The organism is Oceanobacillus picturae, assembly GCF_000612865.1.
Lineage (GTDB): Bacteria > Bacillota > Bacilli > Bacillales > Amphibacillaceae > Oceanobacillus_B > Oceanobacillus_B jordanicus.
Genome location: NZ_CCAX010000001.1, coordinates 192,808 through 216,171 on the forward strand (window position 1 = coordinate 192,808; position 23,364 = coordinate 216,171).

Below are 23,364 nucleotides of genomic sequence, written 5' to 3' on the forward strand. Positions count from 1 at the left end.
CATGAATATAGAAGATTTTGATTTTCATTTACCAGAGGAACTAATTGCACAAACACCACTCAAGGATCGTACATCCTCGAGACTACTTGTCCTAGATAAAAACAAGAAAGAACTGGATCATAAGAAATTTAAAGATATAAAAGATTATATTAAACCAGGTGACGCCCTTGTACTAAATGATACGCGCGTATTGCCTGCAAGACTATACGGTGTGAAGGAAGACACAGGAGCAAATATTGAAGTGCTTTTATTACATCAAGAAAATGGAGATACTTGGGAAGTACTAGCTAAGCCTGCAAAAAAAGTAAAGCAAGGATCTGTTATTACGTTCGGTGACGGAAAGTTACAAGCTACTTGTGTAGGATTGAAAGAGCATGGTGGGCGAGTAATGGAATTTTCCTATAGCGGCATATTTTATGAAGTTCTTGATGAGCTCGGAGAAATGCCTCTTCCTCCATATATAAAAGAAAAGCTACCTGAAAAGGAAAGATACCAGACTGTATATGCAAAAGAAGAGGGTTCGGCTGCAGCACCTACAGCAGGGCTTCATTTCACAAATGAATTGCTTGATGAGCTCAAAGCAAAAGGAGTTACAGTATCTTTCATAACCTTACATGTGGGATTAGGAACGTTTCGTCCAGTAAGTGTAGATAATATTGATGATCACCAAATGCACTCGGAATTTTATCATATGTCCCAAGAAACAGCTGATACACTAAATCAAATAAAAGAGCAAGGTGGAAGAATTATCTCAGTAGGTACAACGTCCACTAGAACGTTAGAAACAATCGCTAGGGATAATGGCACGTTTGTGGAAACAAGTGGCTGGACAGATATTTTTATTTATCCACCATACCAATTCCGTGCAGTTGATGGGCTTATAACAAACTTTCATCTGCCTAAATCTACGTTAATTATGTTAGTCAGTGCATTGGCAGACAAAGATTCCATTTTACATGCCTATAAAGAAGCAGTAAGAGAAAGATATCGGTTCTTTAGTTTCGGCGACGCTATGTTAATTATTTGATTCGATAATGAAACATTCTGAATGTGCATACTAGAGACTACTTAGAAAGTAAGTGTAGCATGAGGATAGATTCCTCATGCTTAATATATTAAAAAGGACGAATACTTTATGACACCCATAACATATGAATTAATAAAAACATGTAAACAAACAGGGGCGAGATTGGGACGGGTCCATACACCGCACGGTTCATTTGATACTCCAACATTCATGCCAGTCGGTACACTCGCAACTGTGAAAACAATGAGTCCTGAAGAGCTTCAAGAGATGAATGCGAATATCATCTTGTCTAATACGTACCATTTATGGCTTCGACCAGGAGAGGACATCGTAAGAGAAGCTGGAGGATTACACAAGTTTATGAATTGGGATGGCGCTATTTTGACTGATTCTGGTGGATTTCAAGTCTTCAGTTTGAGTGACATGCGGGAAATCAAAGAAGAAGGAGTTCATTTTAGAAACCATCTAAGTGGAGATAAACTCTTTTTATCACCAGAAAGGGCAATGGAAATTCAAAATGCGCTTGGATCAGACATCATGATGGCCTTTGATGAGTGTCCACCATATCCTGCCAGCTATGAGTATATGAAATCTTCTGTAGAGCGTACCTCGCGCTGGGCAGAACGTTGTCTAGAAGCGCATCAACGACAACATGATCAAGGCTTGTTTGGTATAATTCAAGGCGGTGAGTATGAAGATTTACGTAAATTAAGTGCACAGGATTTAGTTTCCTTAGATCTACCCGGCTATGCAATTGGCGGGCTATCTGTTGGAGAACCAAAAGATGTCATGAACCGTGTATTAGACTTTACGGCTCCCCTAATGCCGTCTAATAAGCCACGCTACTTGATGGGAGTTGGTTCACCTGATTCCTTGATTGATGGAGCTATTAGAGGGATTGATATGTTTGATTGTGTGCTTCCAACAAGAATCGCACGTAATGGGACATGCATGACGTCAAATGGACGACTTGTTGTACGAAATGCAAAGTTCGCTAGAGATTTTGGGCCGATTGACGAGAATTGTGACTGTCATGTATGTAAAAATTACTCCCGTGCATACATTCGCCATTTAATTAAATGTAACGAAACATTCGGTTTTAGGCTTACTACTTATCATAACCTCTATTTTCTGTTAAAATTAATGGAGCAAGTCCGAACAGCGATTGCTGAAGATAGACTTGGTGACTTTAAAGAAGAATTCTTTGAGCAATATGGTCTGAATAAACCGGATGCGAAGAACTTCTAAAGAGGTTTTTTATATATTTTGAAAGGAGGGAATACAAAAATGGATATGCTAATATCACTATCACCAATTATTCTTATGTTTGTAATCTTCTATTTCTTGCTAATACGTCCACAACAAAAACGCCAGAAGCAAGTGAAACAGATGCAGTCAGAGCTACAAAAAGGCCAATCCGTTGTTACGATCGGTGGATTCCACGGTGTTGTTCACGCTATCGATGAAAACACTGTCGTAATTCAGTCTGGTGACGGCACGAAGCTGACGTATGACCGTTCAGCAATCCGTGAAGTTAGACAATAGTAAGTAGTCTAAGGTGCCACCATAGGCATTTCTCCTGTGGTGGATGGTTTTTAAGTAACATTATGTATCTAATACATAGAAAAACGAAGTTAACGGAATCTTGTTAACTTCGTTTTATTTTATTTTATTTCTAGGAAATAATATTGGCATACACGTTTGCTAAAGAAGCGAATGCTAGTTTGTCAACGTTACATACCCTTCGTATTCTACCAAAGTATACGAATAAACTTCCCTACTTCTCAACCTGTCCTCCGGTAATATTAACACCTATTACACCGCCAAATAAAGCTACGAGAATATAGGCTGTATGATGTATGGTCTGTTCCATGCTAAACCCGACTTGATATCCTAGATATTGGACAAGGAATGTAAACAATGTAAATCCCATTCCTGTTAAAGCTCCAATAATCCACCCCTTGGCTTTGCTTTTGGCTCCAGCTACCATTCCACCTATAAATAGAGAAATTAATCCAATTACGAGCGTTACCCACGTTAAGGCCGGTTCATTAAATGTAGAAAAACGAAGTAGCAACGCTAAGATGAAGCTGGCAAGTAGTATAAGACCTAACACGATAATCCACCCATACAATAGGGCTGTAAATTGTTGTTTGTTCACTCATTATCCCCCCCTGAGATTGTCCACTTACATTAATAGTATTCAAGAAAAAATAAAATAGACGAAAAATATTTTAGTCTGTCCTCACATAGAAATAGTATAGAAAGCAATATCTATAACGAATTGTGAAAGTGGGTGAGAAATGGACGTCCTTCTTGCAACAATAATATTTATAGTTAGCTATTTGTTCATTATGACTGATAAAATAAACCGAGCAATAGTAGCACTATCTGGAGGAACCCTCTTATTATTAACTGGAATTTTTACAACCCAGGATATATTTACAGAATACATCGACTGGGCTACAATTGCATTGCTATTTTCTATGATGGTGCTTATTTCTATTACAGAAAAAACGGGCTTATTCACCTTTATTGCAATCCGCTTCGCACAGCGGGTAGGGGGAAGACCTATTCCACTTCTAGTAGGTGTTGGAGTATTAACCGCGGTAGGTTCAGCAATGCTTGATAATGTGACAACCGTTCTTATTTTTGTACCTATTCTCCTAAGAATCACAAAACTATTAAACATACCATCCTTTCCATACTTATTAATGATTATATTTAGTTCAAATATAGGAGGTGCTGCAACATTAATTGGCGATCCTCCGAATATTATGATTGGACAAGCAGTAGAACATCTAACTTTTCTTTCTTTCTTTATACATGTGGGCCCAATTGCCTTGATCATGTTTCTAACCATGATACTTTTTATTTACCTTTGTTTTAGAAAGACGCTGTCAAGTTCAGTGATCGATGCTAGGGAGTTAGAAAAGATGGATGCTGCGGCTCATCTACATAAGACACCCATGCTTTATAAATCGATTAGCGTTCTTATATTAACGATAACAGGCTTTCTGCTTCATGCTTTTGTTCACATTGACCTAACCGCGATTGCGTTAGCAGGAGCCCTGCTTTTACTGTTTCTAACCCAAGACGAATTAGAAGCTGAGAGGGTTTTTGAAAAGGTAGAATGGGTTACGCTATTTTTCTTTGTCGGTTTATTTACGCTTGTAGGTGGGCTACAAGAGGTTGGAGTAATTGATGAACTTGCTCGTGCTATTGTCCTTACAACAGATGGGGATTATGTAAATACTACGTTGTTAGTGCTTTGGGTATCGGGGATTTTCTCTGGAATAGTGGATAACATTCCTTTTGTAGCTGCAATGATCCCTGTAGTACAGGAGTTTGAAAGCTATGGGATGGTATACTTGGATCCAATATGGTGGGCACTATCGCTCGGTGCTTGCTTAGGTGGGAATGCTACACTAATTGGGTCTTCTGCAAATGTGGTAGTTGCCGGATTGGCAGAGCGTTCAGGTGATAGAATTTCATTCGTTCGATTTATGCTGTTTGGGGTGCCAATCGTGTTACTATCCCTCGTTATTTCAACGATTTATATATATTTACGATACCTATTACCATATATAAGCCAGCTATAAAAACCTGCCATCTGGCAGGTTTTGTTGCATAAAAAGAAGACATGCTTAGGTTTTAACCATAGGCATGTCTCGTTTTTTCATGGCGATAAATGTTATCGATTTGTGAATGAAGGGAGGCCGATAAAATGGTTCACTGCATAGGCGGCGTTCACTAGTATAGATGCCTGCGCTCATGTTATTACTTCAGCCATTTTTTAAACAAGGGTAATTGTATAAGTTCTTCTCTTGAGATAAATCGAAGGATAAAGAGAGTGATAACATAAAAGATAAGAAGAATGCTGAGAGCAAGTATAAACAGAATTAAATTTGGCCCCATAGATTCATATAGATTTCTGATCCAAGATCCGATCACCCATGTCGTACCGATTAAAAGAATCATTTTACCAATATCGAGCAACGGAATGGAAAATTGAATGGCTTTTTGTAAGGCTGCAAAGTGAAGTAAAGTAACAAGTACTACACCAACAGACATGGCAATAGCTACACCATGAATCCCAAAGCTAGGATTTGATGCGAGAAAGAACAATACACTTAATTTACACAGCGCCCCGATTAAGCTATTCCACATGGCTGGTTTTGCTAAATCGAGTGCTTGTAGTGCTGCTTGTAATGGTGATTGGACATAGAGTAAAATGAAAAAAGGTGCCATTAATACAAGCAAGCTACTAGCTTTGTCTGTACCGTACATATAGGTGAGGATTGGTGAGGAAAACAGGCATAGCACTACTGTTGCAATGGCGCCGGAAGCGAATGACAAGCGAATGGATTGATGGATACGGTAATGGACCAAGCCCTTGTTTAAATTGGCTTCTGCCTCTGAAATAGACGGAACGAGAGCGATGGACAAGGAATGTGTAATAAATGTTGGTAAAAATAGTAAGGGGAAGATATAGCCTGTGAGCTCTCCGTATTGCTTTGTTGCTAGTGAACTTGAAATGCCTGCAATAGCGAGACTTTGCGCAACAAGTATGGGTTCTAAGAAATTTGTAAAGGAGCCTATCATTCTACTGCCTGTACTTGGAAGAGCAATGGAGAACAGCTCTTTTACTGTAGAACGGCTAGATTTTAAATAGCTAAAAAATTTCGTGCGTATTTTAATTTTTTTCTTTCTTTTAAACATGTAAATCATATATAAGAGGGAAATAAACTCTCCCAAGATGACACTAATCATGGCGCCTGCTGCTGCAAACTCTACGCCATATGGAAGTAATAGCTTAACGAAAAAAGCAACACATGTTATTCGAACAATCTGTTCGATCACTTGTGCATAGCTCTGTGGCTTCATGTTCTGCTTACCTTGAAAGTACCCTCTTAGAACAGAGGATATTGCAACAATAGGAATGATAGGGCTAATAGCCATTAAAGGATACAGTGTCCGTTCATCTGTCAAAAGTGAGGTTGCGACAAAGGGTGCTGCAAACATAAGACCAACAGTAAATAGAACACTGGTTATTCCTGTAGCGATTAATGACACGATTACTATTTTCTTCACTTTTTGTGAATCATTTTTAGCTTCTGCTTCCGCAACCCTTTTGGAAATGGCGACAGGAAGCCCTAGCTGAGTCAGTGTCATTACCATAAATAAAGTGGGGAGTGCCATCATATAAAGGCCAACACCTTCTTCTCCCATGAGCCGAGCTACGACAATCCGATTTATAAAACCTAGAAATCGGGTAATCATACCAGCTAAAATTAAAATAAGTGTGCCTTGCAGAAATGTTTGTTTGGTCATTATAGCCGACCTGCCTTCTCAAATAATAATTTTTCATATACAATGATATATATGCTTGCAAGTGGGCCAAGCATGACAAGAAGGATTAAAGAAGAAATAGATTCTATTCTCCTTGTAAGGAGGGACACTATGGAAATTGTACAAACTGTATCAGAATGGAAAGCCATGATTTTACCAACATTAGAGAGTAAGGCTGATGAATTTCAAATGATGGGATACTCAAGGGCTAATCCCGAAGAGATCTGGGACTGCCTAGTTAAAAAGGTTTGGAAAGGTGATCCAGAAAAACGAATTTATGAAGTGGTGCAAGATATTTTTCACCTTGGATCTGGAACCTATATTAGTTATCTGACTGTAGCGGCTTACCAGGATGATAATTTATTTGCATCCATTTCTGCTTTAACTGCGGGTGGTCAAGAAGATGGTGGATAGTTTACATAATTGCAAAAGATGGTTTAATTCCTAGTAAAAATTTAGTGAAAAGTATTGGCTGGAAAGATCTGGCCAATTGTTTGGAGGCAAAGAAAAATGAAAAAGAGAGGCAGAATCGTCGCCTTTTTTCTGATCGTACTTATTTTTGGGGGTCTGATCGGATCAACGGTTACTGGTGTAACGAAGGATATTAATTTAGGATTGGATCTTCAAGGTGGTTTCGAGGTTCTCTATGAGGTAGAGCCAGTAGATGAAAGCCAAGAAGTAGATAGGAAATTACTTGAATCAACTGTCCAGATATTAAATGAACGTGTTAACCGTTTAGGGATCAGTGAAGCGAGCATTGATATTGAGGGAGAAAATAGAATACGGGTGCAACTTGCCGGTGTACAAGATCAGACAGAGGCAAGAGAAATCCTCTCAACCTCTGCAAGATTATCTTTCCGAGATGTCAATGACAATGAGCTATTAAACGGTAACGATGTGAAAGAGGGAAGTGCGAAGCAGGATTTTGATCAGACGACAAATGCACCGATCGTCACATTGCAATTAAAGGATGCAGCTAAATTTGGCGAAGTCTCAACGCAGATTAAAAATATGGGAGCGCCAGATAATTTACTTGTCATCTGGATGGATTATCAGGATGGCGATTCTTTTGCTGCTGAATCGGAAAAAGAAGATCCAAAGTATATTTCCGCACCGAGCATCACACAAACGCTAAATACTACAAATGTCATGATTTCTGGGAATTTCACTGTTGAATCAGCACAGCGTTTAGCTGATATTATAAATTCCGGTTCATTACCTGTTCATATGACGGAACTGTACTCTACTTCCGTAGGGGCACAATTCGGGGAAATGGCATTAGATAAAACCGTTTTTGCTGGCTTTGTCGGTGTAGCATTGATCTTTATATTTATGATAATTGTTTATCGATTACCAGGATTTGTAGCGGCAGTTAATTTAAGTATTTATATCTATTTAATACTTGTTATCTTCGAGCTCATGAATGGTGTGTTGACACTACCAGGAATAGCTGCACTTATTTTAGGTGTCGGGATGGCAGTAGACGCCAATGTTATAACGTTTGAACGAATTAAAGAAGAATTACGGACGGGAAAATCTGTAATAGCGGCATTTAAAACAGGTTCTAAAAACTCCTTGTCGACTATATTTGATGCAAATATTACGACATTGCTAGCTGCTGCAGTCCTCTTTATGTTTGGTACTAGCTCAGTGAAAGGTTTTGCCACAATGCTGATTGTCAGCATCGTAGTAAGTTTCTTGACAGCTGTATTTGGTACAAGGTTGTTACTAGGACTCTGGGTGAAGAGTAAAGTGTTAAACAAGCGTTTAGGTTGGTTTGGGGTTAAAAAAGAGTCTGTGAAGGATATTTCCAGTAAAGAACAACCTGAACCAGAATTCTTTAAGAAAAAACTTAACATTGTACAACATCGCAAAAAATTCTTTGCTATTTCTATCGCTATGGTAGTAGTGGGTATTGCCTCATTACTTCTGTTTAAGTTAAATCCAGGGATTGATTTCACCAGTGGTTCTCGGGTGGAAGTAACGGCAGAAGAGACCATAACTGAAGAGCAAGTTACATCTGACTTTGAAAGCCTCGGCTTAGAAGCTGACGTCATTATTTCAGGTGATAATAATGACCGAGGTGTTGCAAGGTTTGATAAAGTGCTATCGGAGGACAAGGTTTCTGAAGTGACCACATATTTTGAAGATGCGTACGGAAGTTCACCAAATATCAGTGTGGTATCCCCGATTGTTGGGGAGGAACTAGTGAAAAATGCACTATATGCAGTTGGAATTGCATCCATCTTTATGATTATTTATGTTGCGTTCCGATTTGAATTGTTCTTTGCAATAACAGCGATTATCGCATTGTTGCATGATGCATTTTTTGTTCTTGTTATTTTCAGTATTACCCGCATCGAATTTGATGTCACGATTGTAGCTGCAATTCTTACGATTGTCGGTTACTCGATAAACGATACGATTGTTACGTTTGATAGAATTAGGGAAAATCTGCGTAAAGAGAAGCGGATTAAATCGTTTAAGGATCTCGCAGTTATTGTGAATAGAAGTCTTGTACAAACTTTAACAAGGAGCTTGAATACAACTATAACGACATTAATAGCCGTTTTAGCATTCTTGTTCCTCGGGGCTTCCCCTATAACAGGATTTGCTATTGCATTAACTGTAGGACTAATTGTCGGAACATATTCTTCTCTCTTCCTAGCTGCGCAAATTTGGTTAGTTTGGAGAGGGAAAATGATTAAGAATAAACCTGTAGACTTTACCAAGAAAAAACGTGTGGAAGGTCCACAAGTATAGTAAAACATTTATAAGCCTTAACTAAAGCTAAAGTCGAACAGAATTTGAAGGCTCTTCCTTCGAATCTGTTCGGCTTTTTTTATTCATATCAGTATAAGAAAACCTAGAAACCACTTGCTTAGTTGATGTTTAGGTTAATAAATGCTCACTAGTTTCTTGCTTAATTAAAGCAAATCCAGGGTATGATACTTAAGAATGCGATAATAGAAGGAGGAATTACATGAAAGGGCAAGGCTATGTTATTTTGGCAATTATTTTTGTTATTATTGTGGCAGTGTTTGCAGTAACTAATGTAGATCCAGTGGAAGTTAACTATTTATTCTGGACAGCGGAGTCCCCGCTTATTCTAATTATTCTTTTCTCCGTCTTAATGGGAGGAATTATTACTGCTGCGGTGGGTGTGATTCGAATGTTTCGCCTACAGCGACAAGTTCGAAGTTTACAAAAAGAAAATGAAACCTTGCATACCCAATTGCGCGAAAACGACTTAGAGCCTAGTGAGAACATCCAGAATGATACTGATATAAACCAGGTAGACGAGATAAAGTGAAACTTCAATCAGTGGGGTTTTTGTTCTCCCCCACTGATTGTTAGTCTTACGGACGGCTACACCGGGATAAAATAACTATGGAAGAAAACAGCATTGCTACCCTTGACTTACTCTTGTATAATAGATTAGTCAGGGGTGAATTTATGTTACAAAGCAAGACAAAATGGAGAAGTAAAGAAATAACGAATGTGGAAGACCATTGGATGGACGACTCCATTACGTTATCGCCAATTATCAAAGAGCTTTTAGTTCAGCGAGGTATAAAGACTGGCGAGGAGGCTAGACAATTCCTCTCACCTGATATAAGTACATTACATAACGCTGCAGACTTCGATTCCATTGAGGTAGCTGCAGATCGTGTTCGAGTGGCTATTGACCAACATGAGAAGATTCTTGTGTATGGAGACTATGATGCCGATGGAGTTAGCTCTACAACAGTTATGCTCCTTGCATTAAAAGAGCTTGGCGCAGAGTGTGATTACTATATTCCAAACCGCTTTAATGAGGGCTATGGCCCAAATGAAGCTGCTTTTAGAGAAGCGAAAGAACAAGGCTATGCACTTATTATAACAGTGGATAATGGGATAGCTGCAGTACATGAGGCAGAAGTAGCTAAAGAGATCGGTCTGGACTTAATTATAACCGACCACCATGAAATTCAAGAGCAGCTCCCTGATGCATATGCAATTATACACCCAAAACGCTCTACAGCTGATATTTTTCCAGAATTAGCAGGAGTTGGGGTTGCCTTTAAATTTGCAGAATACCTACTGGGATATTTCCCAAAACAATTTCTTCCATTTGTGGCTATTGGGACAATTGCTGATCTTGTACCACTGGTCAGTGAGAATCGCGTCTTGGCTTATCATGGATTACGAGCTCTTGCCCAAACCAATAATGTTGGGTTACAGGAACTTATGCGTGTCTGTAATATTGAAGGGGATGTGTCCGAAGAGGATGTTGGCTTTTTAATTGGTCCCCGAATCAATGCTGTAGGAAGATTACAGGATGCCGATTTGGCTGTACAGCTTCTCATGACAAACGATAAAACGGAAGCGGAAGAGATCGCTACAGAGATTGACCAAATTAATGTAAAAAGACAACAAATTGTAAATGATATAGTCAAAGAAGCCGAAAAAATGGTGGATCCAAATCAAGAAAAAGGTGTCATTATTGTAGCAAAAGAGGGCTGGAATGAAGGTGTGCTAGGTATTGTTGCATCAAAGCTAGTACGAAAATTTGATCAGCCTGCGATTGTATTAACTAAAAAGCCGGAAACCTCCCAAGTAAAAGGTTCTGCTCGAAGTATCCCTGCTTTTGATTTATTTAAAAATTGTATGACTGTAAGGGACTTATTTACTCATTTTGGCGGGCATTCACAAGCGGCTGGCATGACATTACCACTTGAGAATTTGGATGAATTGCAAATTCAGTTAAATGAACTCATTCGTAATGAACTAGCAGAAGAAGATTTTAAACAGTTGTTAGAAGTCAGTAGTAAAGTGAGTATACAAGATGTTAATGAGAAGCTTGTTGACGAAATAGGAAAGCTTGCTCCTTTCGGAATGAAGAATCCTAAACCTATATTTCAACTGACTGCAATCCCGTCTGAATTAAGACAAATAGGGAGCACGAAGCGGCATCTTAAGTTATTATTTAAAGAAGAAGGAAAGAATGTAGAGGGAATTGGTTTTGGGTTTGGTGAGCTTTACCCACATATATCTCCTAATACCCCTGTAACGGTTGTTGGGGAGTTGGGAATAAATGAATGGAACGGCAATAGAAAACCCCAAATCGTACTGCAGGATATGGAAATTAGACAGTGGCAGTTATTTGATCACCGTGGAAGAAAGAATATAAATCTCACCCCATATATTGAGCACCATAACGCTAACCTAGTAGTTGGTAATCCGGAAATTGGTTTGGGGGGCGACGTACAATATATTCAATATGACGCCATGGAAGTGGTACCTGATACAGATGCCCTTTACATCTACGATATGCCACAGGATCTTTCAAAATTAAAAGAGATAATACAAAAGGCAAAACCACAAAATATTCATGCATGTTATTATATAGAAAACAGTGCCTTTTTGAATGCTTTACCAACACGCGAAGACTTTAAATGGTATTATGCTGCTCTATTAAAGAAAAAGGTTCTTGACCTCAATAGTGAGATAAATGTAGTCATGAATACAAAAGGGTGGAGCAAGGAACGCATCTATTTCATTTCAGAGGTGTTTTTTGAACTCGGCTTTGTTAAAATAGATAACGGTATTATTACAGTGAATCCAAAACCAGATAAAAAAGATCTTTTGGAGTCTTCTGCATATCAGACACAGCTAGAACAAGCTGAAATAGAAAAGACATTATATTACTCAAATTACAACGAATTGAGAAACTGGTTCAATAATTGCATGGACCAAGTGGAAAGTCCCAAGGAGGAACTAAGTTATGGATTATAAACAATATGTAAAAATAGTAGAAGATTGGCCAAAAGAGGGTATTCGTTTTAAAGATATTACGCCTTTGATGGATAACGGGAAAGCTTTTAAATCAGCTGTTGACGAAATAGTGTCGTTTGCAAAAGAGAAGGAGATTGACATTGTAGTAGGGCCTGAAGCACGTGGATTTATTGTTGGCTGCCCGGTTTCCTATGCGTTAGAAGTTGGGTTTGCACCTGTAAGGAAAGAAGGAAAGCTTCCACGTGAAGTTATTAAGGTAAACTATGGTCTTGAATATGGAAGTAACGTGCTGACTATTCATAAAGATGCAATCAAACCAGGACAACGTGTATTGATCACGGATGATTTGCTTGCAACAGGCGGTACAATTGAAGCAACTATAAAGTTAGTGGAAGAATTGGGTGGTATTGTAGTTGGGTGCGCTTTCATAATAGAATTGAGTTACTTGGATGGTATGGAAAAACTTGACGGATATGATGTACTTTCCTTAATGAGCTATTAATTACTGGAATGAAGAACAGGTCTGATGGAATAATCTCCGTCAGACCTGTTCTTCTAAATTTCACATAATATATTTTTATTTTTTAATCATTGTACATACGTGTCGGAAAAGCATATAATATGCATTATATAGTTTTTTACTACCGTTATATATTTTATCAGTTAAGAAGCTAATGAACGCTAAAAATTGAAATGAAACGCATTTAAAATACATTCGGAACATAACGAACTTTTCCAAACAAGGTGATTACATGGCAAAGGATAATATAGTATCAATAGAAGACATTATTAAAAAGGTGCGCGAGTATCTAACAGAAGAAGATGCTACGTTTATTAGGCATGCATATAAATTTGCAGAAAATGCCCATGCGGAGCAATTTCGTAAATCAGGGGAACCCTATATTATTCATCCAGTACAGGTCGCAGGAATTCTAGCTGACTTAGAGATGGATGCAGAAACAATCGCTGGAGGTTTCCTACATGATGTGGTAGAGGACACAGAAATAACTGTGGAAGAACTGGAGACTGCTTTTAATAGAGAAGTAGCATTGCTAGTTGACGGTGTTACCAAGTTGGGTAAGATTAAGTATAAATCGAAGGAAGCGATACAGGCAGAAAACCATCGCAAAATGTTTGTCGCGATGGCAAAAGATATTCGAGTTATATTAATCAAACTTGCTGACCGCCTCCATAATATGAGAACCTTAAAACATCTGCCTCCTGAGAAACAACGCCGCATATCTAATGAGACCCTTGAAATTTTCGCACCTTTGGCACATAGGCTAGGAATTTCAACGATTAAATGGGAACTTGAAGATACAGCACTACGTTATTTAAATCCACAGCAATATTACCGTATTGTTCAACTGATGAAGCAAAAAAGGGATCAACGAGAATCCTATATAGACGAAGTAATGAACGAAGTCACGAAGCAATTAAATGACGTAAATATACAGGCGGAAATGTCCGGTAGGCCGAAGCACCTATATAGCATTTATCACAAAATGGTGGAGCAAAATAAACAGTTTAATGAAATATATGATCTTCTTGCTGTACGTATTCTTGTGGATAGTATTAAAGACTGCTATGCAGTACTCGGCATTATTCATACGTGCTGGAAACCCATGCCAGGGCGCTTCAAAGATTACATTGCGATGCCTAAGCCTAACCTTTACCAGTCACTTCATACGACAGTAATTGGGCCAAAAGGGGATCCACTGGAGGTACAAATCCGTACGAAAGAAATGCATGAGATTGCCGAGTACGGCATTGCTGCGCATTGGGCCTATAAAGAAGGAAAGCAGGCGCATACTAGTAAGAAATCTTTTGAAGAAAAGCTAACATGGTTCAGAGAAATACTTGACTGGCAGAATGAAACACATGATGCGGAAGAATTCATGGAGACATTAAAAGTCGATCTATTCTCCGATATGGTTTATGTATTTACACCTAAAGGCGATGTAATTGAATTACCTTCAGGATCTGTTCCGCTTGACTTTGCTTATAAAATTCACACCGAAATAGGCAATAAAACAATCGGTGCTAAGATTAATGGGAAAATGGAGCCACTTGATTACATTTTAAAAAATGGCGATATTATTGAAGTGATGACTTCTAAACACTCTTACGGGCCATCACAGGATTGGCTGAAGATCACCCAAACTTCACAAGCGAAGAGCAAGATTAAGCAATTCTTTAAAAAGCAACGGCGCGATGAAAATATTGCAAAAGGTAAAGAAGCAGTAGATCGTGAAATCCAAGCGTTTAGTTTGGAACCAAAAGAGGTTCTGACACAAGAGAACTTGCAAAGGGTATATGAGAAATTTAATTTTATGAATGAAGATGATATGTATGCAGCTGTCGGGTATCAAGGGATTACAGCAGCACTTATCGCTACAAGACTTACTGATAAAATTAGACAGACCAAACTAAAAGAACAAGATCTTGCTCAGACCATTGAAGAAGTAAAGACAACGGAACTTAAAGAGAAAAAACCTCATAAGCGGGATTCAGGTGTCAGAGTAGAAGGTGTCGATAATCTCTTAGTTCGTTTATCCAAGTGTTGTAACCCAGTTCCAGGTGATGAGATTATGGGATATATCACAAAGGGAAGAGGCGTTTCCGTGCATCGGTCTGATTGCCCAAATGTTCAAACCGATGAAGCTAAACAACGCTATTTGCATGTAGAGTGGGAAAAGAACCACTCTGTCCAAAAACAATACCATGTAGAGTTGGAGATTTCTGGATATGATCGCCGAGGCCTTGTAAATGAAGTATTACAGGCAGTAAACGAAACGAAAACAAATATTACCTACGTAAATGGTAAATCAGATCGAAATAAAATGGCGCTCATACAGATTACTATTTTAATCCACAATACGGGGCACCTACGCAAAATTGTAGAGCGAATTAAACAGATAAAAGATGTTTATACCGTTACAAGAACTCTGCAATAGTTTTTTTAATAACAAAAAGGGCCAAGTTTTTAACGCATGGAATTTAATGAAACTTTTAATAAAGAGCAGATCGGGGGAATGCCTGAATGAAAGCAGTAATACAACGAGCGAAAGATGCCCGTGTTTTAGTGGGTGGCGAAGTTGTTGGCAGCATTGACAATGGACTGGTCGTGTTGCTGGGAATTACCCATGAAGATACGATAGAGGACGCAAAATATCTAGTACAGAAAATCATTCACCTCCGAATCTTTGAGGATGAAAATGAAAAAATGAATTTATCTTTACAAGATACGGATGGGAGTCTGCTCTCTATATCACAGTTTACCCTCTATGGAGATACGAGAAAAGGCAGAAGGCCAAACTTTATGCAGGCTGCCAGGCCAGATGATGCGTTAGAGCTCTATAATCAATTCAATGAGCTTGTTAAAGAACAAAATATTCATGTGGAAACAGGCAAGTTCGGCGAAATGATGGACGTGCAGTTAACGAATTCTGGACCTGTGACTCTCATTATTGATAGTAAAGAGTAAGAATGTGAATGAAAAGTATAAAGATAGAGTGAAGAACTTCTTACAGCGCATTAGAACAATGATTGCTGAAGCGTAATAACCAGAGTTATCAGTTAGAGAATCTTAGCATCTCGTGGTAAGGATTATAGCTAATAATAAGACAATAATAGTATGAAAAAAAGCTGGACAAAGTCGAATAATTATTCGAACATGTCCAGCTTTTTCTTTCGATCACTCGTTAGCAAAGTATTTACCCAGGCCGTTGACAATCCCGGAAACAAGTTTCTTTTGGTAAGCAACTGTTCCAAGTAAAGACTCTTTATCTGGGTTGGATAGGAAGCCTAGTTCTAAAAGTGCAGAAGGCTGCAAGCTTTGCCTTAGAACTAGAAAATTCCCATGGGTAACACCTCTGTCTGTTGCTTCTGTTTCTTTTACCAGTTCTGATTGAATGTAGGAAGCAAGAACTTCATTCTTTCCTTTATAAAAATAGGTGCCGATCCCGGTAACATCAGGGTGTTCTGGTATGCTATTATAATGTATGCTAATAAAGGCATCTGTTTCCATCGTGTTGGCATAGCTGACTCTGCTGCTCAATGAAATGTATTCATCCTCTGGGCGAGTCTTTAATACTTCAGCGCCAAGCATGGTAAGTTCGCTTGCTAATTCCTGTGCGGTTAAAAACGTTACATCCTTTTCAAGTACCTCAGCGGAACCAATCGCTCCAACATCCCTTCCGCCATGGCCGGCATCTATAACAATGGTCTTGTTTTTAAAGACTGAAGAAGAAGTAGATGAGCTAGGGCTCTTCTTGATTATCCGTTTGGATACAAAGCCAGATAAATCATCGTTGGAAACCTCTAACCAATCTTCCTGATCACCAATCACCTTAAAGGTATCTCCTTTTTCAGCAAACCCAACAATCTCCCCTTCAGTTGAGGGGGCGGACCGGATATGTGTGTTATCAAATGGAATAGTCATTGTTTCTACAGAGCTTGTGCTCGTTTCCGTTACCTTCTCATCTTCTTTTTCTTCCTCTGCCATCTTTGTGAAGGAACTCGTTACCCAGCCGTCCTCTTCATTAAATTGGATTCTCATCCAATCTCCTTGCTCTTCAAGCAGTTCGTATGTATCTCCAGAATTTCCACTTCCAATTACGTCAAAATTAGTACCAGGTCCGCTACGTATGTTTACACTGTCTCCTGTAAGTTCTATTTCATCAGCAAAAATAGTAAAAGGGAATGCAAACCACATTACTGCTAAACTGAAGAGGGTAAGCCATTTTCTCTCTATGCGCAAAATAGTTCCTCCTAAATTATGTACTCTTTACCAAAGTATAATAAAAACAGAGCGTTTAGGCAAAACTAATGGTAAGTTAGGAAATCTTAAAGGATCTTGGAGGGAAAATCGTATGCGATATGGTGAGAAACAATGGACTTCCGCTAATAACAAAGAATTATTTGGCGTGAATCTACATCGGTTTGTAGAGATGGAGGGACATGCTAATCATATGGAAATAGCTCAGGAATTTGGAATTTCCTTAGGTGAAGTGAAAATGCTAAAGAAAAAACTGAATCGTGCTTGACAATCCTCCATGTAGCAATTAATATAATAGTCATTCCATAATACACGAATAAAAGAACCGATGACGGAAAAAGTAGTGGAGTCCCACATAAATAAGAGAGAAAATGCCAGAGGCTGAGAGCATTTTCACTTGATGGCTCAACGAAAGACACTCCCGAGGCTTTATGCTGATATGTAAGTATAAACGTTTTGCAGGCGTTAACTGTGAAGAGCGGATGCAATATTATTGCATCAACTAGGGTGGCAACGCGGGTGAACTCCCGTCCCTTATTTTTAAGGGACGGGAGTTTTTTATGTTTTTTAGAAAAAACGCGAGAACCACGTGCACAGAAAATAATAGTGTTTTATCAAATGAAGTTATATAGGAGGATTTGCAATGAATATGAAGGCGCCAAGAGGTACTGTGGACTTACTTCCTGAAAACACGAGGAAATGGCAGTATGCCGAGAAAAAAATAAAAGATATTTGTGATCGTTACAATTTTAATGAGATTCGTACACCAGTTTTTGAGCACACCGAATTATTCCAACGCGGTGTCGGGGATTCTACAGATATTGTCCAAAAAGAAATGTATACCTTTAAAGATAGAGGTGGACGGAGTCTAACTCTTAGACCAGAAGGGACAGCGTCTGTTGCCCGTGCCTATGTGGAAAACAAATTATTTGGTACTCCTATTCAGCCAACAAAGTTATACTATTTTGCGCCGATGTTTCGATATGAACGTCCACAAAAAGGGAGAATGCGGCAGTTAAACCAGTTTGGAGTAGAGGTGCTAGGAAGTGCTGATCCGGCGGTGGACGCTGAAGTTATTGACTTAGCTATGACGTGTTATAAAGAGGTAGGGTTAACTTCATTAAAACTCGTTATTAACTCACTTGGTGACAGTGAAAGTAGAGACAATCACAGAAGAGCGCTTGTAGAGCACTTTTCACCTGTTAAGGAAGAACTATGTAGTGACTGTCAAATAAGGCTAGAGCAAAATCCGCTTCGAATCTTAGACTGTAAAAAAGATAGGGAACACCCTGCCATGAAAAATGCGCCATCAATCCTAGACTACTTAAACGATGAATCAAAGAATTACTTTGAACGGGTTAAAAGCTATTTAACGATGATGGGCATTGAGTATGAAGTTGATAAAAATCTGGTTAGAGGACTTGATTATTATAATCACACAGCTTTCGAAATCATGAGTGAAGCAGAAGGTTTTGGTGCCATCACAACATTAGCTGGCGGAGGCAGATATAATGGCCTTGTCGAAGAGCTAGGCGGTCCTGACACGCCGGGAATTGGATTTGGAATGGGATTTGAGCGTCTCCTTATGGCACTAGAGGCTGAGAATAAGCAAGTCGCAATAGAGGAGCAATTAGATTGTTATGTTGTTGCAATGGGCGACCAAGCTGAAAAAGAGTCTGTGAAAATTCTTCATGAACTACGAGCTGTTGGAATCCAAGCAGATAAAGATTACCTCGGACGTAAAATGAAGGCGCAATTTAAATCTGCTGATCGCTTTAACAGTAGCTATGTGCTAGTGCTAGGCGATGAGGAATTAGAAAAGCAGATGATAAATGTTAAAAACCTTGAGACAGGTGATCAAATCGAAGTCAAGCTACAAGAAGTTGTTTCATACATGAAAGAAACGTTGCAGGGAGGCAAAGGAAATGAGTGAAAGAGTATACGCAGGAACACTACGCGACGCGCATATTGAGCAATCCGTTTTACTAAAAGGTTGGGTACAAAAAAGACGTGATCTTGGTGGTCTGATTTTTATAGATCTTCGTGATAAGTCAGGACTCGTTCAGGTTGTTTTTAATCCGGACATTTCCAAGGAAGCATTGGAGACTGCTGAGGCAGTAAGAACAGAATATGTAGTTGAAATAAAAGGAAATGTTGTAAAAAGAGATACATCCACGGTGAATCCGAATATGAATACCGGGACAATCGAAGTACTTGCAAATGAATTAACGATTATTAACAAAGCAAAAACGCCTCCTTTTGTCATTCAGGATGAGACAGAAGTATCCGAAGATTTGCGATTGAAATATCGTTATATGGACCTGCGCAGAGGGCCACTTCAAGAAACATTTAAGTTGCGCCATAAAACAACGCAGGCAGTGAGGAATTACTTAAATAACAATGATTTTCTTGAAATGGAAACACCTATTTTAACGAAGAGCACACCAGAAGGAGCAAGAGACTATCTGGTACCAAGCAGAGTTCATGCTGGAGAATTTTATGCTTTACCGCAATCTCCTCAACTGTTTAAACAGTTAATTATGATGGGTGGATTTGAAAAGTATTATCAAATTGCACGCTGTTTCCGTGATGAAGATCTAAGAGCAGACCGTCAACCAGAATTCACACAAATTGATATTGAAACATCCTTTATGTCAAGTGATGATATTATGGCTATGACGGAGGAAATGATGAAACAAGTCATGAAGGAAGTTAAGAATTTAGATATTACACTTCCGCTTCCGAGAATGCCATACGATGAAGCAATGGCTAGATATGGTTCCGATAAGCCGGATACTCGCTTTGGTATGGAACTAACACATGTGACAGAAGTATTAGCAAACTCTGACTTTAAAGTGTTTAAAAGTGCTATCGAATCAGGCGGTAAAGTTTGTCTGTTAAACGTAAAAGGGCAGGCAGCTAATTATTCAAGAAAAGACATTGATAAACTAACAGAGTTCGTTAAAGTTTATGGTGCAAAAGGAATGGCTTGGCTGAAAGCAGAAGGAGAAGACTTAAAAGGGCCAATATCAAAATTCTTATCAGAAGATGAAGTGAAAGGGATTAAAGAGACTGCGGATGTAGAAGACGGAGATCTTCTATTATTTGGTTCTGATAAAACAAGCGTTGTATATGACAGTCTTGGTGCACTCCGATTAAAATTGGGAAGAGAACTTAATCTGATTGATAACGATTTATTCAACTTCCTATGGGTAACGGATTGGCCGCTACTAGAGTATGATGAAGAGCTTGGTAGATATTTTGCTGCGCATCATCCGTTTACATCACCTGTTGAGGAAGACGCTTCCTTGTTAGAGACAGATCCAGGTAATGTAAGAGCAAATGCATATGACCTTGTTTTAAATGGATATGAGCTTGGTGGGGGATCTATTCGTATATATAAGAAAGAACAGCAACAACAGATGTTCCGCGTACTAGGCTTTACTGAGGAAGAAGCAAATGACCAGTTTGGCTTTTTGATGGAAGCACTGGAATATGGAGCTCCACCTCATGGGGGTGTGGCGCTAGGATTAGATAGAATTATAATGCTATTAGCTGGAAGAACGAATTTACGAGACACCATCCTGTTTCCAAAAACAGCTTCTGCATCTGACTTACTTACAGAAGCACCTAGTCCGGTGAGCCATACCCAGTTGGATGAGCTTTCAATCGGGTTAACAAAAAAAGCCACAACTGAGAAAGAGTAAGACGAAGAAATACTACCGTTGAAAAGCAACGGGGTATATGTTAAGATAAATTTACAAAATCATAAAGTTATTAATCCTGATGTGTTCGTCTGAATAAAGTGTTTGACCGAACAACTGATTATTTGGGAGCTCGTTTCGTTTCTGTGTTGCGTGCAGGCCTCCCCCTTGTGGGAGGAAGCATAATATATGCAGAACAGAGCACCCACCTGCTATGAGCGGGATCAAAACTTGTTACCGGACGGCACAATCGGGATTACTACATAAAACAACCCCCCTGTAGAAATAATACAGGGGGGTTGTTACTTGATAGATAAGGGAGGAAAAATCGAGCCTCATATTATGCTTTACAGAAGCAGTCGCTTGCGCTTTTGTTTCCTTAATTTCCTTGAGCAAGTTGCTGAAGGTTTCCGTTTTTGTCCATACGGAAAGCTGGTGGGGCTGAAGCTCCAGTTTCTTCTAGGACGGTCATTTTTCTTGCTCTATCCATAATTTGGATGAACACCTGATAATCTTCTTGAATGGTTGCAAGCTGATTCTCAGTTTGTTTCAGTTGGTTATTTAATTCTTTTACTTCTTCTTTTAATTTTGTATTCTCTTGTTCCATTTGAGCAAGAGAAGCTTTTGATTGATTGGAAGCATAGTAGTCTTTTTTAACATCCTTTAGAAAGCGAATCACGGTATCCATGGTGATAGGTGTGCTTTCAACTACTGCAGGTGGTGGTGTTTGCTCCACAGGTTGATAGTCGCTTTCGGAAGTTTGCGCTGCAATGTGAGCCACGGGTTTCATTACGCGTGGAGAATGTCCAGCTAAAGCGCGTTTCTTCTCTTTTCTCTGTCTTTTTGCAAGATCAATAGCATTGTCATACTTTGTACGAACTTCTGCATTCCAGCGAAATCCACATGCAGCAGAGGTACGATTTAGTTTATCCCCTACTTCATCAAACGCATTTAATTGTGTACTACCTTCTCTAATGTGGCGTAAAACGGTTTCCGCCAACAATAAATCATCTTCATGGGACCATGCATCCTGTCTTACTTTAACCATTTGGTTCAACTCCTTCATCGATAAAAATAAATCATAGATTTCATGTTTTATAATGTTATCTTTACCGATATGGAGTCATTTTATACCTTGATTATGAGAGTCGTTCTTTTTCTTGTACTTTAAAAAAATATTATCGCCAGGCTTCTCTGTTTCTGTATTATTTGTCATACTACTTTCTCTTGAGAAAACAGGCTAGTAGTTAGGGAGACCTTAACCCGGTGCAACCGTCCGTAAGACTACCCCTTCAAAACATGAAATAAAACAATGAGGTTTAAGAGTAAGTAAACGGACGCTAACACCCCGATTCGTTCAAATAACAATCAGTGGGGGATATTGAAAACCCCCACTGATTGAAGTTTCACTTTATTGTTTCTTCTCACTCTGTAGCTTTTCATACACTTGTTTCATGGCTGATTCAAACTTACCTGTACTCTTTGGCTGGTAATAGTGTTTGTTTTTAATAGAGTCAGGCAGGTATTGTTGGTCGATCCAGGCATTATCATAGTTGTGAGGGTATTTATATTCTACGCCTCGTCCGAGTTTACTGGCTCCCTGATAGTGCGCGTCTTTTAAGTGGGATGGTATTTCTCCACTTCTCCCATTCTGGATATCTGCAAGTGCTGCATCCAATGCTTTATATGCAGTATTTGATTTAGGAGAAAGACATAATTCTACAATGGCAACGGAGAGGGGGATGCGAGCTTCCGGAAAGCCTAAACGTTCAGCTGCCTGTACCGCAGCAATAGCCCGTGGGCCAGCTTGTGGGTTTGCAAGCCCGATATCCTCATAGGCGGTTACAATCATTCGGCGTGCAATACTATCAAGATCGCCTGCTTCAATCAGCCTTCCCAAGTAATGGAGCGCCGCATCGACATCGCTCCCACGGATAGATTTTTGAAATGCTGATAGGACGTCATAATGAGCATCGCCCCCTTTATCATGAGAAAAACTTTTCTTTTGCATACATTCTTCTGCTATATTTAAGTCAATTACGATGTGTCCATCACTGTTTTTGGGGGTAGAAGCCACCGCAAGTTCCAGTCCGTTTAGAGCTGATCGCATATCCCCATTTGCACTTCCGGAAAAGTGACTTAATGCTTCATCTGTTAGTTCTATTGTCAGGTCACCAAAACCCTCCTGATCATCTTGAATTGCTCTTTTGATGGCTACCTTAACATGGTCCTCAGACAATCGATGAAGCTCAAATAAATGACACCTACTTCTTATTGCTGGATTAATTGAATGGTAGGGATTGCTCGTTGTACAGCCAATCAATGTAATTAAATTACTTTCTAGGTGAGGAAGTAAAAAGTCCTGTTTCGCTTTATCCAGCCTGTGTACTTCATCCAATATTAAAACGAGTTGTCCACGCATTTTTGCTTCTTCTACAGCAATTTCCATGTCTTTCTTCTTATCTGTCACAGCGTTCAGTTTTTTAACAGGCAAACCAAGACTTTTGGCAAGTGCCTGAGCCATTGAAGTTTTGCCAGTGCCGGGTGGTCCAAATAAAATCATTGAAGCTAATCGGTTCGCTTCTACCATTCTATAAATAATTTTTCCTTCTCCAACCAAATGCTCCTGTCCAATAATCTCATAAATGTTTGCAGGTCGCATTCGAAAGGCAAGTGGTTTCTGTTTCATTTATACCGCCCTCTATAGTAAAATAGTAGTTTCT

19 protein-coding genes, 1 other RNA gene and 1 other annotated feature are annotated in these 23,364 nt (G+C 39.2%); of the genes, 15 read left to right on the forward strand and 5 right to left on the reverse strand.

The features are described from left to right. The first annotated feature begins 1 nt into the window (after nucleotide 1). The 3 genes from queA (at nucleotide 2) to yajC (ending at nucleotide 2,572) form a co-directional block, all read left to right on the forward strand. Entirely contained in the window at nucleotides 2-1,027 is a 1,026-nt protein-coding gene (gene queA / locus BN988_RS00965; protein ID WP_036572313.1) for a tRNA preQ1(34) S-adenosylmethionine ribosyltransferase-isomerase QueA, read from the forward strand. 108 nt (nucleotides 1,028-1,135) lie between these two features. Continuing rightward, nucleotides 1,136-2,275 carry a tRNA guanosine(34) transglycosylase Tgt gene (gene tgt, locus BN988_RS00970; protein ID WP_036572317.1) on the forward strand — a complete coding sequence of 380 codons (1,140 nt, stop codon included), beginning with the start codon at nucleotides 1,136-1,138 and terminating at the stop codon, nucleotides 2,273-2,275. A 39-nt stretch (nucleotides 2,276-2,314) separates the two neighbouring features. Then, nucleotides 2,315-2,572, forward strand: a complete 258-nt coding sequence (yajC, locus tag BN988_RS00975; RefSeq protein WP_036572319.1) for a preprotein translocase subunit YajC — start codon at nucleotides 2,315-2,317, stop codon at nucleotides 2,570-2,572. A gap of 232 nt (nucleotides 2,573-2,804) precedes the next feature. On the opposite strand, the gene BN988_RS00980 is transcribed toward yajC, so the two are convergent. Continuing rightward, the gene (locus BN988_RS00980) at nucleotides 2,805-3,188 is read right to left on the reverse strand and encodes a TIGR04086 family membrane protein (protein ID WP_036572322.1); all 384 of its coding nucleotides are present in this window, start codon (nucleotides 3,186-3,188) and stop codon (nucleotides 2,805-2,807) included. Nucleotides 3,189-3,330: 142 nt separating this feature from the next. Between BN988_RS00980 and BN988_RS00985 the strand changes: the two genes are divergently transcribed. After that, nucleotides 3,331-4,629: an ArsB/NhaD family transporter gene (locus BN988_RS00985; protein ID WP_036572327.1), complete on the forward strand. Its 1,299-nt coding sequence runs from the start codon at nucleotides 3,331-3,333 to the stop codon at nucleotides 4,627-4,629. Between the two features lie 178 nt (nucleotides 4,630-4,807). On the opposite strand, the gene spoVB is transcribed toward BN988_RS00985, so the two are convergent. Further along, a complete protein-coding gene (spoVB, locus tag BN988_RS00990; RefSeq protein WP_036572328.1) occupies nucleotides 4,808-6,361 on the reverse strand; it encodes a stage V sporulation protein B in 1,554 nt (517 codons plus the stop codon). 129 nt (nucleotides 6,362-6,490) lie between these two features. Between spoVB and BN988_RS00995 the strand changes: the two genes are divergently transcribed. The 7 genes from BN988_RS00995 (at nucleotide 6,491) to dtd (ending at nucleotide 15,644) form a co-directional block, all read left to right on the forward strand. Next, a complete protein-coding gene (locus tag BN988_RS00995) occupies nucleotides 6,491-6,793 on the forward strand; it encodes a post-transcriptional regulator (protein ID WP_036572332.1) in 303 nt (100 codons plus the stop codon). 96 nt (nucleotides 6,794-6,889) lie between these two features. Further along, nucleotides 6,890-9,142: a protein translocase subunit SecDF gene (gene secDF / locus BN988_RS01000; protein WP_036572334.1), complete on the forward strand. Its 2,253-nt coding sequence runs from the start codon at nucleotides 6,890-6,892 to the stop codon at nucleotides 9,140-9,142. Nucleotides 9,143-9,362: 220 nt separating this feature from the next. Then, the gene (locus tag BN988_RS01005; RefSeq protein ID WP_036572337.1) at nucleotides 9,363-9,692 is read left to right on the forward strand and encodes a LapA family protein; all 330 of its coding nucleotides are present in this window, start codon (nucleotides 9,363-9,365) and stop codon (nucleotides 9,690-9,692) included. A 143-nt stretch (nucleotides 9,693-9,835) separates the two neighbouring features. Then, nucleotides 9,836-12,157 carry a single-stranded-DNA-specific exonuclease RecJ gene (gene recJ / locus BN988_RS01010; protein WP_036572339.1) on the forward strand — a complete coding sequence of 774 codons (2,322 nt, stop codon included), beginning with the start codon at nucleotides 9,836-9,838 and terminating at the stop codon, nucleotides 12,155-12,157. Further along, complete coding sequence (locus BN988_RS01015; RefSeq protein WP_036572342.1) at nucleotides 12,147-12,659, forward strand: adenine phosphoribosyltransferase; 513 nt, start codon at nucleotides 12,147-12,149, stop codon at nucleotides 12,657-12,659. The genes recJ and BN988_RS01015 overlap by 11 nt, the downstream gene beginning before the upstream one ends. 250 nt (nucleotides 12,660-12,909) lie before the next feature. Next, nucleotides 12,910-15,114, forward strand: a complete 2,205-nt coding sequence (locus BN988_RS01020) for a RelA/SpoT family protein (protein ID WP_036572345.1) — start codon at nucleotides 12,910-12,912, stop codon at nucleotides 15,112-15,114. Nucleotides 15,115-15,200: 86 nt separating this feature from the next. Beyond that, nucleotides 15,201-15,644, forward strand: a complete 444-nt coding sequence (gene dtd / locus BN988_RS01025) for a D-aminoacyl-tRNA deacylase (RefSeq protein WP_036572348.1) — start codon at nucleotides 15,201-15,203, stop codon at nucleotides 15,642-15,644. Between the two features lie 210 nt (nucleotides 15,645-15,854). On the opposite strand, the gene BN988_RS01030 is transcribed toward dtd, so the two are convergent. Continuing rightward, a complete protein-coding gene (locus BN988_RS01030) occupies nucleotides 15,855-16,919 on the reverse strand; it encodes an N-acetylmuramoyl-L-alanine amidase (protein ID WP_036572351.1) in 1,065 nt (354 codons plus the stop codon). 112 nt (nucleotides 16,920-17,031) lie between these two features. Here BN988_RS01030 and BN988_RS19040 point away from each other — a divergent pair, with 112 nt between their 5' ends. From BN988_RS19040 to ssrS, 4 genes are all read left to right on the forward strand, one after another. Beyond that, nucleotides 17,032-17,205, forward strand: coding sequence for a hypothetical protein (locus BN988_RS19040; protein WP_182858769.1), 174 nt, complete (start codon nucleotides 17,032-17,034; stop codon nucleotides 17,203-17,205). A 51-nt stretch (nucleotides 17,206-17,256) separates the two neighbouring features. Further along, nucleotides 17,257-17,475, forward strand: a binding site (T-box leader). Nucleotides 17,476-17,580: 105 nt separating this feature from the next. Beyond that, nucleotides 17,581-18,870: a histidine--tRNA ligase gene (hisS, locus tag BN988_RS01040; protein ID WP_036572355.1), complete on the forward strand. Its 1,290-nt coding sequence runs from the start codon at nucleotides 17,581-17,583 to the stop codon at nucleotides 18,868-18,870. Further along, nucleotides 18,863-20,644: an aspartate--tRNA ligase gene (gene aspS / locus BN988_RS01045; RefSeq protein ID WP_036572356.1), complete on the forward strand. Its 1,782-nt coding sequence runs from the start codon at nucleotides 18,863-18,865 to the stop codon at nucleotides 20,642-20,644. Before hisS ends, aspS begins: the two co-directional genes overlap by 8 nt. A 70-nt stretch (nucleotides 20,645-20,714) precedes the next feature. After that, nucleotides 20,715-20,902, forward strand: a non-coding RNA gene (gene ssrS / locus BN988_RS18485) — 6S RNA. Between the two features lie 118 nt (nucleotides 20,903-21,020). On the opposite strand, the gene BN988_RS01050 is transcribed toward ssrS, so the two are convergent. Continuing rightward, complete coding sequence (locus BN988_RS01050) at nucleotides 21,021-21,689, reverse strand: RsfA family transcriptional regulator (protein ID WP_036572358.1); 669 nt, start codon at nucleotides 21,687-21,689, stop codon at nucleotides 21,021-21,023. Nucleotides 21,690-22,052: 363 nt separating this feature from the next. Further along, a complete protein-coding gene (locus BN988_RS01055) occupies nucleotides 22,053-23,330 on the reverse strand; it encodes a replication-associated recombination protein A (protein ID WP_036572359.1) in 1,278 nt (425 codons plus the stop codon). Nucleotides 23,331-23,364 lie beyond the last annotated feature (34 nt).

Excerpts from the sequence above, each read along its gene's own strand:
- queA (WP_036572313.1), top strand. The coding sequence starts at position 2 with ATGAATATAGAAGATTTTGATTTTCATTTACCAGAGGAACTAATTGCA.
- tgt (WP_036572317.1), top strand. The coding sequence starts at position 1,136 with ATGACACCCATAACATATGAATTAATAAAAACATGTAAACAAACAGGG.
- yajC (WP_036572319.1), top strand. The coding sequence starts at position 2,315 with ATGGATATGCTAATATCACTATCACCAATTATTCTTATGTTTGTAATC.
- BN988_RS00985 (WP_036572327.1), top strand. The coding sequence starts at position 3,331 with ATGGACGTCCTTCTTGCAACAATAATATTTATAGTTAGCTATTTGTTC.
- spoVB (WP_036572328.1), bottom strand. The coding sequence starts at position 6,361 with ATGACCAAACAAACATTTCTGCAAGGCACACTTATTTTAATTTTAGCT.
- BN988_RS00995 (WP_036572332.1), top strand. The coding sequence starts at position 6,491 with ATGGAAATTGTACAAACTGTATCAGAATGGAAAGCCATGATTTTACCA.
- secDF (WP_036572334.1), top strand. The coding sequence starts at position 6,890 with ATGAAAAAGAGAGGCAGAATCGTCGCCTTTTTTCTGATCGTACTTATT.
- BN988_RS01005 (WP_036572337.1), top strand. The coding sequence starts at position 9,363 with ATGAAAGGGCAAGGCTATGTTATTTTGGCAATTATTTTTGTTATTATT.
- recJ (WP_036572339.1), top strand. The coding sequence starts at position 9,836 with ATGTTACAAAGCAAGACAAAATGGAGAAGTAAAGAAATAACGAATGTG.
- BN988_RS01015 (WP_036572342.1), top strand. The coding sequence starts at position 12,147 with ATGGATTATAAACAATATGTAAAAATAGTAGAAGATTGGCCAAAAGAG.
- BN988_RS01020 (WP_036572345.1), top strand. The coding sequence starts at position 12,910 with ATGGCAAAGGATAATATAGTATCAATAGAAGACATTATTAAAAAGGTG.
- dtd (WP_036572348.1), top strand. The coding sequence starts at position 15,201 with ATGAAAGCAGTAATACAACGAGCGAAAGATGCCCGTGTTTTAGTGGGT.
- BN988_RS19040 (WP_182858769.1), top strand. The coding sequence starts at position 17,032 with ATGCGATATGGTGAGAAACAATGGACTTCCGCTAATAACAAAGAATTA.
- hisS (WP_036572355.1), top strand. The coding sequence starts at position 17,581 with ATGAATATGAAGGCGCCAAGAGGTACTGTGGACTTACTTCCTGAAAAC.
- aspS (WP_036572356.1), top strand. The coding sequence starts at position 18,863 with ATGAGTGAAAGAGTATACGCAGGAACACTACGCGACGCGCATATTGAG.
- BN988_RS01050 (WP_036572358.1), bottom strand. The coding sequence starts at position 21,689 with ATGGTTAAAGTAAGACAGGATGCATGGTCCCATGAAGATGATTTATTG.
- BN988_RS01055 (WP_036572359.1), bottom strand. The coding sequence starts at position 23,330 with ATGAAACAGAAACCACTTGCCTTTCGAATGCGACCTGCAAACATTTAT.